Annotated in this window: 15 protein-coding genes and 1 pseudogene; 14 read left to right on the forward strand and 2 right to left on the reverse strand. The window is 64.6% G+C overall.

The genetic code is table 11. From position 1 onward, the window contains the following. Positions 1 to 17: 17 nt before the first annotated feature. Entirely contained in the window at positions 18 to 1,082 is a 1,065-nt protein-coding gene (locus ACAG26_RS07655; protein ID WP_370480892.1) for an FHA domain-containing protein, read from the forward strand. On the opposite strand, the pseudogene ACAG26_RS07660 reads toward ACAG26_RS07655, so the two are convergent. Both ACAG26_RS07660 and eccA read right to left on the reverse strand, forming a co-directional pair. Further along, a pseudogene (locus ACAG26_RS07660) lies at positions 1,079 to 2,383 on the reverse strand (MinD/ParA family protein); the annotation flags it as partial. The gene ACAG26_RS07655 and the pseudogene ACAG26_RS07660 sit on opposite strands and share 4 nt — an antisense overlap. A gap of 39 nt (positions 2,384 to 2,422) precedes the next feature. After that, a complete protein-coding gene (gene eccA, locus ACAG26_RS07665; RefSeq protein ID WP_370480894.1) occupies positions 2,423 to 4,240 on the reverse strand; it encodes a type VII secretion AAA-ATPase EccA in 1,818 nt (605 codons plus the stop codon). A gap of 240 nt (positions 4,241 to 4,480) precedes the next feature. Between eccA and ACAG26_RS07670 the strand changes: the two genes are divergently transcribed. The 13 genes from ACAG26_RS07670 to ACAG26_RS07730 all read left to right on the forward strand — a co-directional run bounded on the left by ACAG26_RS07670 (position 4,481) and on the right by ACAG26_RS07730 (position 13,715). After that, positions 4,481 to 4,753 carry a hypothetical protein gene (locus ACAG26_RS07670; RefSeq protein ID WP_370480895.1) on the forward strand — a complete coding sequence of 91 codons (273 nt, stop codon included), beginning with the start codon at positions 4,481 to 4,483 and terminating at the stop codon, positions 4,751 to 4,753. 31 nt (positions 4,754 to 4,784) lie between these two features. Then, complete coding sequence (locus ACAG26_RS07675) at positions 4,785 to 5,216, forward strand: YbaB/EbfC family nucleoid-associated protein (RefSeq protein WP_370480897.1); 432 nt, start codon at positions 4,785 to 4,787, stop codon at positions 5,214 to 5,216. 83 nt (positions 5,217 to 5,299) lie between these two features. Next, positions 5,300 to 5,554 carry a hypothetical protein gene (locus ACAG26_RS07680; protein WP_370480901.1) on the forward strand — a complete coding sequence of 85 codons (255 nt, stop codon included), beginning with the start codon at positions 5,300 to 5,302 and terminating at the stop codon, positions 5,552 to 5,554. Between the two features lie 6 nt (positions 5,555 to 5,560). Beyond that, complete coding sequence (locus ACAG26_RS07685; RefSeq protein ID WP_370480903.1) at positions 5,561 to 6,952, forward strand: hypothetical protein; 1,392 nt, start codon at positions 5,561 to 5,563, stop codon at positions 6,950 to 6,952. A gap of 11 nt (positions 6,953 to 6,963) precedes the next feature. After that, positions 6,964 to 7,251, forward strand: a complete 288-nt coding sequence (locus ACAG26_RS07690; RefSeq protein ID WP_370480906.1) for a PE family protein — start codon at positions 6,964 to 6,966, stop codon at positions 7,249 to 7,251. A gap of 67 nt (positions 7,252 to 7,318) precedes the next feature. Next, positions 7,319 to 8,401, forward strand: a complete 1,083-nt coding sequence (locus ACAG26_RS07695; RefSeq protein WP_370480909.1) for a PPE domain-containing protein — start codon at positions 7,319 to 7,321, stop codon at positions 8,399 to 8,401. Next, positions 8,398 to 9,210: an ESX secretion-associated protein EspG gene (locus ACAG26_RS07700; RefSeq protein WP_370480910.1), complete on the forward strand. Its 813-nt coding sequence runs from the start codon at positions 8,398 to 8,400 to the stop codon at positions 9,208 to 9,210. Before ACAG26_RS07695 ends, ACAG26_RS07700 begins: the two co-directional genes overlap by 4 nt. Before the next feature lie 71 nt (positions 9,211 to 9,281). Then, a complete protein-coding gene (locus ACAG26_RS07705; RefSeq protein ID WP_370480912.1) occupies positions 9,282 to 9,554 on the forward strand; it encodes a WXG100 family type VII secretion target in 273 nt (90 codons plus the stop codon). 36 nt (positions 9,555 to 9,590) lie between these two features. After that, positions 9,591 to 9,884, forward strand: a complete 294-nt coding sequence (locus ACAG26_RS07710; protein ID WP_370480913.1) for a hypothetical protein — start codon at positions 9,591 to 9,593, stop codon at positions 9,882 to 9,884. A gap of 303 nt (positions 9,885 to 10,187) precedes the next feature. Continuing rightward, positions 10,188 to 10,511 carry a hypothetical protein gene (locus ACAG26_RS07715; protein WP_370480914.1) on the forward strand — a complete coding sequence of 108 codons (324 nt, stop codon included), beginning with the start codon at positions 10,188 to 10,190 and terminating at the stop codon, positions 10,509 to 10,511. An 89-nt stretch (positions 10,512 to 10,600) separates the two neighbouring features. Beyond that, positions 10,601 to 11,941: a hypothetical protein gene (locus ACAG26_RS07720; RefSeq protein ID WP_370480915.1), complete on the forward strand. Its 1,341-nt coding sequence runs from the start codon at positions 10,601 to 10,603 to the stop codon at positions 11,939 to 11,941. A 119-nt stretch (positions 11,942 to 12,060) separates the two neighbouring features. Next, complete coding sequence (locus ACAG26_RS07725) at positions 12,061 to 12,933, forward strand: hypothetical protein (RefSeq protein WP_370480916.1); 873 nt, start codon at positions 12,061 to 12,063, stop codon at positions 12,931 to 12,933. 98 nt (positions 12,934 to 13,031) lie between these two features. Next, on the forward strand, positions 13,032 to 13,715 hold the full coding sequence (locus tag ACAG26_RS07730; RefSeq protein WP_370481198.1) for an ESX secretion-associated protein EspG: 684 nt from the start codon (positions 13,032 to 13,034) through the stop codon (positions 13,713 to 13,715). The last annotated feature ends 2 nt before the right edge of the window (positions 13,716 to 13,717 follow it).

Genomic DNA, 13,717 nt, shown 5'->3' on the forward strand with positions numbered 1-13,717 from the left:
CGATACAGTTACTGACGATGACCGAACCCCACTACCCGAAAACCCTCACCGTGCGCTGCGACGGTGCGGTGTACGCGTTTGCGCCGGATCGAGACACGGTGGTGATCGGCCGCGGTGATCAGGCCGACGTGCATGTGGGTGACCCGCGGATCTCCCGGGCGCACGTGCGACTGGAGCCCCGGCGGGGGCGGTGGTTCGCTGTCGACAACGGCAGCCTCAACGGTATCTACGTTAACGGTGAACGCCGGGATTCGGTGGAAATCTACGACGGGCTGCGGTTGTACGTGGGCAGCCCGGACGGTACCTACATCGACTTCGCCTTCGATGAGGACATCGAGATCACCGAGGTGGTGCGGACCCGGGGCGGCCTCGACGACACGACGGAAACCGACATCGACCCGGGGGTGCTGCGGGCCGGGGCGGCCGCCGCCAGCCGCCGCCGGGAACTGGAGATCACCCAGCGTAACCTCGCCAAATACAAGATCATTAACGCCGGCGCGTTGATCGCGTTCGAGAAGGGCCGCAGCTGGCCGCGGGAGCGGACCCGCGCCAAGCTGGAAGAGGTGCTGCAATGGCCGGCGGGCACCATCGAGCAGATCCGCAACGGCGGCGCCGTTCCGGGCACCGAGTCGGCTCACCCGTCCGATGAGGGGCAGGCGTCGCTGATCGTCGACGCGGCCGAGGTGGCGATGAAGACCTTCGCCGCCGCGGTGGATGCGTTGCCGTCGAGCGACTCGCCGGAGTTCTCCGAGCGGATCTCGGTCATCGTGGCGGATCTGCGCGAGCTCGAGGATGTGGTGGCCCGCGCGGCGCGCCGTACCCAGGGCGCCCCGGCGCTGGCGTTGACGCTGTCCGCGGTGCGGCGCCGCTACGACGAGCTGATGAAACGGGCCGCGGCCGCACCGGGCGCCACGCTGGGGCAGCGGCTGTATGCCGCCCGGCGCCGCGCGGATTTGTCGGTGGCGGAGACGGCGAATGCAGCCGGGTTGCCGCCGGAGCTGATCGCGGCGGTGGAAGCCGAGCAGTCGGTATCGGAGACCGACGCGTCGCGGATCAATGCGTTGATCGACCAGTTGGGCTAGGTCTGCGAAATCCGGTCGGTGCGTTTGGTGGTGTGCGCGAATCCGTCGGCCAGCGTGGCCGCCAATTCGAGGAATGCCTGACGGGTCTTCCAGCCCAGCAGATCGAGCACCACCTCGGAGCCCTGGGCCAGGTGGTCGTCGAACGGGATGACGTGCACGGCACGGACGCGGGCCAGGAACTGGCTGGCCAGCAGATCGATGTCGACCGACATCTTGCCGGGGCGGGCCGCACTGACCACGACCGTCGCCCCGGGCACCAGGTGCGCATAGCCGTGGTGCGCCAACCAGTCCAGCGTCGCCAGCCCGCTGCGGGCGGCGTCGATCGCCGGGGAGGCGACCAACACGATCGCGTCGGCCTCATCGAGCACACCGGTCATCGCCGAGTGCACCAGCCCGGTGCCGCAGTCGGTGAGGATGATGTTGTAGAACCGCTGCAGCAGCCGGATGACGATGCGGTAGTCGGCTTCCGAGAACGCCTCCGAGGTCGCCGGATCCCGTTCGGAGGCCAGGATTTCCAGGCGGCTGGAGTTTTGCGACGTGTGCCGCCGGATGTCGGAGTAGCGGAAGATCTCCTCGTCCAGCAACAGGTCGCGGACGGTGGACCGGCTTTGGTCCGGGCCGCGCTGGGCGAGGGTGCCGAAGTCCGGGTTGGCGTCGACCGCGATGACCCGGTCGCCGCGGATCGCCGCGAAGGTGGAGCCCAGCCCGACCGTGGTGGTGGTCTTGCCGACGCCGCCCTTCAGCGAGAGCACCGCGATGCTGTAGTCGCCGCGCACCGGCTGGTCCACCCGGGCCACCAGCCGTTTGTGGGTGTTCTCCTTGTCGGACTCGCCGGGGTTGATCCCAGTGATCCGGTGCACCGCCTTCCGCCACCCGGCCTGGGGGGCCGGCCGGGCCCGGCGGACCAACCCGAGTTCGCTGTGTGACGGCATGTGCGGTTGCCGCGTCGCCGGGCCTTCGGGTGTTGCGCTGGTAAACGGCGTTGCGACCGGCGGATACATCGCACCCGGGTCGGGTCCACGCTCCGCTGGCGGCGGCATCGGTCGAGGCAGCGCCGTCGGATGCGGGCCGGTGTTTACCGGAGCCCCGTTCGGCTGCGGGTAGGGAGGCTGCGGCGGGTGGTCAGCACCCGGACCGGGAGGTGGAGCCGGTGGCGGCTGGGGTGGCCGCGGCGGGGGAGTCTGCTCGTTGTGTGGGGCGAGCGGCGGAGCCTGCGGGGTCGGCGGGGGCGCCAGGTTCCGCGGTATCGGTATCGGCGTGGTGTCGAGTTCGGTGATCGCCAGGTGGGGGTTGGGCGGCGGCCGACGGTCGTCGAATTCGGTCACTATAGGGCTCGGCTTTCAGGTGCGGCTCAACATGCCCAGCACGCTTTTCAGCGCGGCGCGCATGTCCTCGGCTTCGATACGCATCAACTCCGCTTCGTCGAGGTTCTCGACGCTGGCGCCGTGGTCTTCGCTCAGCCGATACTCGCGTTCCTCCTCGGCGGACTCGATCACGTTGCGGACGAACCGTCCGTTACCGGCCAGATCGATGCGGCGCCGCACCTGCCCGGAGTTATCGGTCGACTCGGTCTCGTAGAGGGTTTTGCACGCCTCGACGAGTTCGTCGTAGGCCGCCTCGGACAGTTCGGAGTCGCGGGACTGTGCGATCAACCGGCCGATGTCGCCCAGCTCGGTCGGGTCATACGAGCTGAACCGAACCCGCTTGGTGAACCGGGACGCCAGACCCTCGTTGGAAGCCAGGAAGCGATCGATCTCCGCGTCATACCCGGCGATGATCACCACCAGGCGCTTGCGGTCGTTTTCCATCCGGGCCAGCAGGGTGTCCACCGCCTCACGGCCGAAGGCGTCTCCCCCGGAGAGGCCAGTCTGTACCAGCGTGTAGGCCTCATCGATGAACAGCACCCCGTCCATCGCGGAGTCGATCAGCGCGTTGGTCTTGATCGCCGTGCTGCCGAGGTGTTCGCCGACGAAATCGCTACGCGTGGCCTCGACCACGGCCGGGGTTTTCAGCAGGCCTAGCCCGCAGTAGGTCTGGGCCACCACACGGGCGATGGTGGTCTTACCGGTTCCGGGCGGCCCGGTGAATACCAGGTGCAAGCTGCGCGAGCCCGCGTTGAGGCCCTTGTCGCCGCGGACCTTTGCCAACTTCGCCGCCGACGTCAACTTGGCGACCTGTAATTTGACGTCGGCCAGGCCGATCTGGCGGTCCAGTTCGGCCTGCGCGGCCCGCAGGTACTCGTTGCTACGTTCGGCCAACCCCTCGGCGTCGACCTCGTCGCCGGTGCGGGCGGTGCTCGGATCCCACTTGTTGGTGCGGGAATCGATGGTTTCCTTGGTGGTGACGATCAGGCGGTACTTCGGATCGTGCAGCGCGGCCGCGTTGGCCTCGAAGCCGGGCTCTTCGGAATAGATCCGCTCAAAGATCTCCCGGGCCTCGGGTTCCTTGCCCATTTCCCGCAGCGTCAGACCCTTGCAGAATTCGGCCGCGCGCCGCGCCGCCGGTATTGGACCTTCGATCGCCTGGTCGAGGCGGCGGATACCCTCCCCGAACAGGCCCATCTGGGCGCACGCCGAACCCACCATCAGATGCGCGCCCGCGGCGATGTACTCGTCGGTGAATGACGCCGAGCTGGCCAGCGCCGTCAACACGTCGGGCCAGCGCTGCGTGGTGAAATGCAGCACCGCCCGGATGTAGGCGCAGATCTCGGTGGATTCCGCATCCCCGCCGGGCATGGACCGCCGCAGCACCTCCAGTTCGTCGAGCACCTTTTCGGCCTCGTCGTAGTCTTGGCCCTGAATCATGCTGGCCGCATATGCCAGCCACACCTCGGTCAAGGTGCTCAGGGTGTAGTCCAAATACAAGCCGGTTTCGAACCGGCCGCTGAGGGCGTTTCGGGGCAGCCCGAGTCGCCGCTGCTCGCGGAACAGGTTGGCCTGGCTGGTGCGGTACAGGTTGTAGAGCACTTCGGGGCTAGTGTCGCCGGCGGCGGCGCGGCCCAGCCAGGCGTCGGCCATCTCCGGGTCGTACTCGGTGGCCCGTTTGAACGCCATGGCCGCGTATTGCGCGTCCCGGTCGGTCTCTAATCCGTCGATCGCGATGCCGAGCGACAACACGCCCGCGTCAAAGACCCGCTTCGCGTCCTTGGTGCCACTCATCCGTTGGTGTTCCTCACTAAAGTCACCGAATCATCCCCGCCGGACTGAAAAGTTGGGGCGGGGCGCCAGCTCGCGAACTCCCCGCCCTGTCTGTACTGGTCGCGCGGTTCATAGCATTGTACTAACTTTAAAGTCGTGCCACCTCGCAACATTACGTCGCAGCCGACCCCGGGGCGCAACCCTGGGCAACCGGGTTTCCGGCAGGGCGCGGCCCGTTCGCCCAGCGGCAGCATAGCGGTGGTGACCACCAAGCGGGGGTTGCCGACGGCACTGAAGATCGATGCGCGGGAACTCAAGAAATCGCCGCAGCAACTGGCCGATGAAATCATGGCGCTGTGTCGGCTGTCGGCGATGCGGGCGCAGGTGGCGCACCGGCGCGACATGCTGGAGCGAGGGTGTAGCTCCTCGCTGATCAGCGATATGAAGTTGGCGACCGAGGAGGAGCTGACCAAAGCCGAGGAAGAGCTGCTGGGCGAGGACGAACTCCCGGCCAGCTGGATGAGGTCGGTGTGATCACCTGCGGCATTCGCGGGGAGCGGCGCCCATGACCAGCCTCGCGCAGTCGCTGATGGCGCGGATGAGGAAGCAGCGCGACCTCATGCAGGCGCTCGGTGAGCACTGCAAGTCGATTTCGGTGCGGGTGACCAGCCGCGACCAGTCGGTGAGCGCCGAGGTCACCGCGTCCGGTGAGATGACCGGGCTGTGGCTGGGTCCCTCGGCCACCCGGCTGGGTGCTGACGCGCTGGCCAAGCTGATCGTCGAGACAGCTCAGGCGGCGTCCCGGCTCGCGCTGGAGCGGCAGAATTTCCTGATCAAGGAGTTCAACAGCCGCATGGCCGAGCTGCAGGAAACCCCGTTGACATGCTGGGATGGCAGCACGTTTGTGCCGAACCAACTACCGGGGATTCCGGTACCCGAGCAGGACCCGCCGATCGGTAAAAATCCCGCGTCAACGGGTCCGCGGCGGCGGTTATAGTAGCTAAACCATTGTCAGCCGCATTTGCGGCGCGGCTTCGGGAGGGAAAGATGTCAGAAAATCTACACACTGAGCCTGCGTTCATGAGTGCGATGACCGCCGCACAGCAAGGTGTCTTCTCGGCAATCACGGGCGCGTTCTCGGCGATTACCCCGACGCAGCTGTCGGGGTTCGCGACCGCCGTGGGGCCGATCGGGGTGGCGAATATGATCCCCGCGTTCTTCGAGGCGACCAGCAACAACGTCACCAGCGGGATGTTGTCGGCGGTGAATAATTCGCTGTTGGGGGCCGGCACCCAGGCTGCGCAGTCGGCCTTTGTGAAGCTCGATGAGGCCTAGCCGCAAATGGCCGCCACAGAACCTGGCGTCCCGCAAGCGCCTAGTCAGGCCGCGTCCTTAGCCCCGCCGGCGTTTCCGTCGTCGCCGTCGGGCGTTGTCTACGATCCGGCGCCGGCCATCAACGCGGTGGAGCACGGCCTGAAGGACTGGCTGAACAAGCCGGTCGAGGACGTTTTGAGCGAGCTGGGTCTGGATCCGCGGGATCCGCATCCCGCCGATGCGGCGGCCAACGCTGCCGGCGCCGGGATGGGCGGACCCGGTGGGGCCGGCATGATCGCCGGGATGATGGCGCCGCTGGTCGGCATGCTCGGCATGGTGGGCAATGGCTTGACCCAGGGGCTCAACCCGCAGCAGATGTTCCAGCCGGTCATGCAGGCGTTTCAGCAGGGTGCCCAAAGCCTGCAGGGGCTGATGGGCCAACTGGGCCAGGGAGCCGGGGGCGGCGGATGGTCGGGCGCCGGCGCCGCCGGGCACGCCGCCAAGACCGCGGCAAATCTGGGGAATCAGGCCGCGATCGGGGCGCAGGGCGCTGGCCTCGCCGGCCACGGCACGACGGCGATGGCCAACGCTGCGCAGGGCTATTCGCGATTGACGGAGCTCCTTGAGGAGTGTCACGAACGGTTACAGGAGCTGAGCGGCGAGGTGCCGTTCAGTTTGCCGGGCATGGGTGAGACGGTGGGTGAGACCGCCGGGAGAATGGGCGAGCTCATCGGCGAGTTGGAATCCACGCTGACGGCGCAGGCGGGTGCCACCGCCGCCACCGGCGCCCCGGAAGCGGTCACCGGGGCCCCGACAGAGCTGATGGGGATGCTCGGCCCGATGCTCTCGATGGCGATGAGCATGGCGGGGCCGGCGATGCAGGCGGGCATGATGCCGATCATGATGGGCACCCAGCTCCTGACCCAGGGGGTCCAGGCGGGCACGCAGGCCGGGACCCAGATGATCTCGCAGATGAGTCAGGCCGCCGGGCAGGGTGCGTCCGGCGCCGCCTCGGCAGCCAGTACCGGGGGAGCCCACCTCGCCAGCGCGGCGTCCCGCGCTGCGGGCGCGGGCGCCGGCGGTGGCGCCGGCATGGCCACTTCGGCGGCACGAGCACTGGCCCCGCCACCAGGGTCGCCGATGCTGCAGAACGAGTCGGCGGCGTCAGCGACGCAAGCGGCCGCGGCCCGGCCGGCGGTCGGCGGCGCCGGGATGGGCAGCGGCATGATGGGCGGCGCCGGCATGGCCGGGGCCGCCGGCAACAAGGCGGGGGCCAGCAACGGCAGCCACACGTCGGCGTCGTTCTTGCACACCTCGGACCAGGGCGGGGAGATCGTTGGGGATCTCGGCACCGTCGCGCCGCCGGTGATCGGCGAAGCCGATCCCCATGCGGATCCCGATGTTGAACTACGAATCTAAGGAGTACGGACATGGCCGAGAAGAGTGACATCTCAATCCGACCCGGTGAGGTCGGTGACGTGACCAAGCAAATCGACGAGCTGGCCCAGCGGGTGCAGCACGTCATGCAAACCGAGGCGCCCAACCTCACCGTGGTGGCCTCGGGCCGCGACGAGGTGTCGCAGCGGGTCGCCAAAACGACCAACGAGGTGCACGCCTCGTTTACCAAGGCGTCGGATCAGGCCGCTACTGAGATGACGGAAGTGGCGGCGACGCTGCGTGGGCACTCGGGACGGATCCAGGAGACGGACCTAGCCTGATTCGCCGCAGCAAATGGTCAATTTCGGTTCGGGTCAAGTGAACTAGGTAGAGGGGGGAGGTCGCAGCATGGGATTCACCAATGTGGTGTGGGAATCGCGGAGCACTGAACAGCTGGCGCGCGACCTCACCGACGGCCCCGGCCCCGCCTCCGTCGGCGAAGCCGGGGCGGCCTGGATCCGGGTGGCCAACGAGCTCGCCCGGGTGTCCGCCGACTACGACAAGATCATCGAGCGGTTCCAGGCCTCATGGCGCAGCGACGGCTCCGACGCCGTGGCCCGCAAGCTGGTGGAATTCGGGAAGTGGCTGCAGGCGTTCGCCCTGAGCGCCGCCGGTAATGGGCAGAAGATCGAGGAAGCGGCGGTCGCCAACACGGTCGCAATCTTGTCCATGCCGAGTGTGTCGGAGGCCATCGAGGCCAAGGCGACCCAGGACATGATGGCGTCCCTGGGGGCCTACAACGGCGCGATCCTCAACGGCACCTTCGCCGAGTTCGACGAAGCCGCCAACGCGGACCAAGCGGACGCCGCCACGGTGATGACCCGCTACGAGGACGCCGTCGCCGACTTCGCCGAACCGTGGGAGCAGCCGCTGCCTCCGCAGGTCGTCAACGGTGACGCGCTGAAATCCGAGAAAGACGGTAAGTCCGGGGGCAAGGGCGGCGGCGGCCACGGCGGTGGCGGCGGCAAGGCGCCGCGCCAGCTGACGCCGATGATGGCGACGCCGATCAAGACCAGCGAAGAAGCCAAGGATCTGAAAAAGACCCCGTTCAACAACGGCGGGTCGGGCAGCGGCGGCGGGATGGGCCGTGGCGCCTACGGTCCGATGGGGGCGATGGGGCGCGGCAACAACCAGGAGCGTGAACACGAGTCGGTGCGGCCGGCGACCCCGATGGAGGGCGGCGGCGAGCCGGGGGCGGGCCTGTCGGATAGCGCCGGGCAGTCCTGGCTGCCGGCCGCGCAGCAAAACGATGCGCCGTTCACCGTGTCCAATGTCAGCTGGGGGCCCAACACCGCGATCTTCGATGAGCTAGCCGCGCCGGAGCGGACGGTGGAGGGCTTCGCCGACGAACCGGAACGCACCCTGCAGCAGGTGTCGGACCGGTGGGTGTCGCCGCCGGTGATCGGCGGGGATCGGGAGGCGAGCCGATGACCACCGCCGCTCTGTCGCAGTTCACCGTCACCGACGACGAGTTGCAGGCTATCGCGGCACGGATCGGGATCCAGAGTTTTCCGGCCGTCCTCGGTATCCGGCCCCGGCACGGCACCGTCGAGATGCTGACTGCCGCGCTCGACCACGCCACTAGCACCCTGGTGTCGCGTGGCCTGATCACCGACGGCGAAGTGTCGGCCGATCTGGTGCCGTTGCTGCAGGCGCTGCAACGGCCCGATCGGGAGCTGGCCATGCGGCTGGTCACCCCGGAAGGTATCGCCCGGCTGGCCCTCGTGCGGCGCGGCAAGCGGGCGGTGCTGGCGCGCCGAGTCGGCAACGAGATCATGCTCCGGGTGATCGACGGGGATGCGGGCCTGGACACGGTGACCCGCGCGCTGCTCGCGGAGCTGCCGCCTGCCGAGGCCGCGCAGGTCACGCCGGTGGGTGCGCCGCTGGAGACGATGAGCCAGAACCTGAGCGGGACCCATGATCCCGCGCAGCTGGCCGACCGGATCCGGGCCTTAGGTGCCGAACCGCGGGCGGCCATGCTGCTGGGTTCGGCGCTGGCGTCGCGCGCCGCGTTCGCCGAGATCGTCTATTACGCGCTGTCGGCCGACGACGACCGGATTTCGCGGCGGCCGGCGGCGGTCGGGGTATTTTACACCAAACGCGGCCGCATTATCGGCGCGCCCAGTGCCTCGCCGAGCGGGCAATTATGGAGCACATTAAAGCCCGGTTCGGATCACGCGATCGGACAGGCGGTTGGCCAGCTAGTTGAGCTTTCCGATGACCGATGGGGGGCGATGTAGTTCACCATCAAAGGATCGAGAACACCCACCAACCTCGGTAACCGCAAGACAATATTTCAGGAAGGATAGCAATGGGATCACCAGGTGCGATTGATGTCGATGTTGATGCCGCCCACAAGGCGTATCAAGATATGGAGAGCAAGAAGGACGATATACAGACCTGCAGCCAGCACCTGGACCAGGCTGTTTCAGACATTCGTCAGCATTGGCACAGCACGGAGAAAGCGCCGCCGTTCCACAATGCGATGGAAGAGATCAAATCGGCGTTCGATCAGCAAGTTCAGCAATTGATGGGCCACATCGATCATTCGCGCTCCGACCTATCGCACATCAAGGGCTTCTAGTAACTCCAGTCCTAATTTTGAAAGGAAACCGCAGCAATGGGTGACGTACTTTACGACTATCAAGGCATGGAAACGTGCCTGGCGGACGTTAACAAGTCCATCGACAACGTGAACCACGCCATGACCGATGTCAACCAGATCATTATGAGCCTCGAGGAAGTTTATAAGACCAAGTCCGTGGCCGAGGCGCAGACCGCTGCCTACCGGCAGGTGCTACAACAGATGCAGGACCAGGTCCTCGATCCATTGACGCAGCAACGCGACTACGTGCAGCACTGCATGGACGAGGCGAACGAGGGTGATACGGCCCTGGCAAAGGGCTGGAGTTAACCGGTTTTTGGCTTCCGCTGACTCGTCGAGTTCCTACCGGTCCGATGACAACGACTTCGCTGCGGCTGGGTAAAGCTTGCTATGTCGCGCGGAACTGCCGCGGGCGAGGCAGGACCATAGGGCGGCGGTGTCGACGCAAAGACCAGCTCACTTGCGCGACCAGGCGACGTAGGTATGGATCGGCATTTGGATCAGGGAAGACGCGCCCGATCCAAATGCCGACGCCGCCGTAACAGCTGGTGAGAGACTGCAGCGCCGTGCCGACGAAAATCCGACGGCGGAATCTAAAGAAAGGGGTGCGAAGTGACTGGAGAATCCATAACGGACTTGTCCGATGGGATCAAGGGGATGCGAGACACTCTGCGAATACAGCTGACGCTCGAGCAGAAACAACTCGTCTTAGACAGCATTACAACGCTGAAGGATACCCTATCGCCGAAAGTTAACGAAATCGATCGCTTGAACGGTTATGGAAATGTTGGAACATTCCGTTCGGCCAACGATACGAGAACTGCGTTGATCGCCGATGGCGATGCTATCAAGAAATTGCTTAGCGACTATGTCTCATACCTCGATGAGTTGCACACCACCCTCGACAAGTGCATCACTATACTGTTGCAAAAGTAACCCCTGGATCAGCATTGTATGCTAGACATTTCGCTCATCTCGGAGGTCGTAGCTAGCTCATGTGCAAACCACCCCGCTGGGTAAATGTTTTGGACCACAAGGTTTTCGGTGGTTCCCTTATGCGCCATCAGGACGTCACGGATGTCGGTGACCTCCATCTCAACGATCTCGCAAACAACCCTGGCCAGCGAGTTAAGCCAAACCAAGACATTCAGGTTGAACATATTCCCGACAAAGATACGTTCATGTTTGGATACAACGCGTTCTCTGGCGCGGATGACGAGACTGAGATAACACACGACTTCGAGAGTTCGTGGAAGACTATGTCGGCGGCAATCGGAGATGCTAGCTTCAATTTCCGCAGCTTCCTCACCGGCCTCGCCGAAGACCCTGATTGGCAAAGCAAGACTGCGCAGGCGGCCGCGCAGAATGCCATAAATTCATTGGACACCCTGGTTGCGGCCAAGGATAGCGCGAATGTGATGAGTAAAATAGTACAAGCGTTCGGTCACGTCATACACGAAACGAAGCATGCATTTACTCAATACAAAGGTGATTACGACAGTCAAGTCACGGATAATAGTTGGGGAAACAACGCTGAAGACAACAAGACGGGCTGGGACCAGTATGCCATGGCAGTATTGCGCGACAAGAAATACAAGCCGAACATAGAAGATCTTAACAAGTACCATCCGGACTTGAGCGGCGTTGCTGCCCCACCACCACCTGGGCCTTCGGCGGTGCCGGGCGGCACCGGAGGCCCCAACGCTGGCGGAGCCGGGGGCGGGCCGAGCGCACCGAGTGGCCTAGGCGCACCGAGCATTCCAAACTTGCCGACCGGCACGCCTGCGGTTCCGAACCCAGCCAAAACAGGTCTGCCTGGTGGGGCGCCGAATATTCCGGCGAAAGCGGCATCAGATGCCACAAAGGCTGCGGGCAGTGGCCTATCCAACGCCGCAGGGCAGGCAGGTAATGCCGCTCAGAAGGCGATGAGCCAGGCTATGAAGGAGGCCCAGAAAGGTTTGGCCCGTCCCCCTGAAGGCGTCTTGGGTCTGGGACCAAAAGGTCTCAGCGGCGCTAGCAAGACTGGAGCAGGCGGCGCAACCCGAGCAGGTGGGGGTGGGGGACGCGGGCCTGCCGCAGCCAAACCTGCCAATCCAAAGTTGGCGACGCCCACGAGGGCCGCCGCCGCGGCAACTACCTCAGCGTCGCGCGCCGGTCTCGGTGGATCAGGTGCGGCTGGGGCTGGCGCACCTGCGGCAGGAAACCGTGGCTCCACGGTCGGCGGAGGGGTGCACAAGGCGAACAAGGCGTTGCGTAATCGGAAAAACGGTCAAGAGGTCGCTGGTGACGCCGCCGCGGTCGCCCCAGTGCTCGGCGAGGAATCGAAGGACGCCGCCCCCCCCAAACCGGGGACGTCGTCCGCGTGACATTTCTGCAGTCGGTGGCGCTGCTGCTGCCCCCGGCGCGTCCGACTTCTGTCGCGGAGGTAGCGTCTGCTCCGGAATGGCGCGGGGTGTGTGAATACCCCGGCCGATCCCCAGTTGAGATGGCAATCGAAGCCGGCACCGCCGCCATGTCTGCGGCGACTGCGGCGCCCGGTGACGTGCGGTGGGTAATCCACGGCGGCACCAGTCTCCAAGGCGCCGTGGGCTGGCCACTGCACCACGCGATCCAGCACGGTGTGGTTGGGGCGCAGGGCAATTCGCTGGAAGTGAAGCAATACTGCGCGGGGGGCTTGACATCATGGCTGCTGGCCTCAGGTCTACTCGATCCGAAGGGCGCCGCTATCTGTACCGGCGCCGACAATTGGTCATGGGGTGACAGGTTCGTTACTTCCAGATCTGACGGAGGCGAACCCTTCTCCGATGTCGCCCACGCTGCGGTGCTGTCGACCCAAGATGGCTTCGCGCAGATTCTAGGTTCTGGAACTGCAAGCTGTCCCAGCCAAGCCAATGCATGGCAACCGCGTGAGCCGTTCTGGGAAAGCACCACCCTCGACGATTATCGTCGTACCTTCTCCTGTGCAGCAGAAGCTTGGAAAGCCGAGTGGGCGCAGGATTCGTTTCGAATGCTCGTCGACGCGGTAGAGACGGCAATGACGGCTGCACGGATCAGCCCGCAATACGTAACGCATTTCGTGCAACCCGCGGGCAGTGGTGGGCTCTACCGCTCCTTAGCAAGGACGATCGATCTACCGTGGTCGGACTCGCTGTGTGAGCACTACCTTGATTGCGGCTACCTTGGTACGAGTTCGGCGGTAGCCGGGATGATGCACTTCGCTAAGGCCGGTGATTTCGCGGCTGGTTCGATTGCACTACTTTTAGCTGTCGAATATCAGATGAGCGCCACTGCGGTAATTTTGAGAATAACTCGCCGGCCAAAGATATCGGTTAGTGATGTGATAGGAGTCGCCTCATAGCTGAAGTAGACATGCGGAAAGTTGGAAGCATCGATTTGGCGGATCTCAGCGTCATAAATAGGTACGGCGGGCGAGATTTCCTACCTTTCCCCTTCTTGGTGACCCAACCTAATACATTCATCTTCGCTGATGATTACGATGCCCATGCCGCCGCTGTCATGGATCGTTATCAACATGGCGATCTGCGAGTATTCCGGCAGTGGGTGCAGGGATACGTCGCTGCGGATGTCCGTGTTGAGTGCCGTGTATTGTATTCGTCAAAGGGTAATCCGGCTATCAGAGCGCTAGCGCATCGGATGGATGAGAACGGCTTTTTCGCGACACAAGGCGGTGACGATGTAATCGATGTATATTCCCTATCGCCATATGATCTGGGTCCGGCGGTTGCAGGCGTTGCCGCGCTGACTAAACCTGGCGGCCGTGAAGAAATTCAGATTCCCGGTGAGCTGCTCCCTCGGGCATGGACGGAGGCGGAACGGCCCGATGATGCCGAACCTTTCTCTGTTCGGGTCCAAGCGGTCAGCCCGGCAACGACGACTATCAAGGCGAGCGCTTTCACCGCGACCGCAACAGTGCAGAGCCACTGGCTTCCTGTCCGATCATGGGGGTTTGACCACGGGAAGAACGCAGCTGTGTGGGTAACTGTCGAAAATGATGGTGACTATATTTGTCGGCCGGGAACCAACGGCGCAACGCCGATGACCAAGCGCCTTCTGACTTCTCGAATCGATGAGCTGATTGCGGAAGACGTAGCCAGCCTGCGTGAGGTATTGGGTCGATAACT

The organism is Mycobacterium sp. pUA109 (assembly GCF_041287095.1).
Classification (GTDB): Bacteria; Actinomycetota; Actinomycetes; order Mycobacteriales; family Mycobacteriaceae; genus Mycobacterium.

Excerpts from the sequence above, each read along its gene's own strand:
- ACAG26_RS07710 (WP_370480913.1), top strand. The coding sequence starts at position 9,591 with ATGGGTGACGTACTTTACGACTATCAAGGCATGGAAACGTGCCTGGCG.
- ACAG26_RS07675 (WP_370480897.1), top strand. The coding sequence starts at position 4,785 with ATGACCAGCCTCGCGCAGTCGCTGATGGCGCGGATGAGGAAGCAGCGC.
- ACAG26_RS07655 (WP_370480892.1), top strand. The coding sequence starts at position 18 with ATGACCGAACCCCACTACCCGAAAACCCTCACCGTGCGCTGCGACGGT.
- ACAG26_RS07680 (WP_370480901.1), top strand. The coding sequence starts at position 5,300 with ATGAGTGCGATGACCGCCGCACAGCAAGGTGTCTTCTCGGCAATCACG.
- ACAG26_RS07685 (WP_370480903.1), top strand. The coding sequence starts at position 5,561 with ATGGCCGCCACAGAACCTGGCGTCCCGCAAGCGCCTAGTCAGGCCGCG.
- ACAG26_RS07690 (WP_370480906.1), top strand. The coding sequence starts at position 6,964 with ATGGCCGAGAAGAGTGACATCTCAATCCGACCCGGTGAGGTCGGTGAC.
- ACAG26_RS07725 (WP_370480916.1), top strand. The coding sequence starts at position 12,061 with ATGGCAATCGAAGCCGGCACCGCCGCCATGTCTGCGGCGACTGCGGCG.
- eccA (WP_370480894.1), bottom strand. The coding sequence starts at position 4,240 with ATGAGTGGCACCAAGGACGCGAAGCGGGTCTTTGACGCGGGCGTGTTG.
- ACAG26_RS07695 (WP_370480909.1), top strand. The coding sequence starts at position 7,319 with ATGGGATTCACCAATGTGGTGTGGGAATCGCGGAGCACTGAACAGCTG.
- ACAG26_RS07700 (WP_370480910.1), top strand. The coding sequence starts at position 8,398 with ATGACCACCGCCGCTCTGTCGCAGTTCACCGTCACCGACGACGAGTTG.
- ACAG26_RS07705 (WP_370480912.1), top strand. The coding sequence starts at position 9,282 with ATGGGATCACCAGGTGCGATTGATGTCGATGTTGATGCCGCCCACAAG.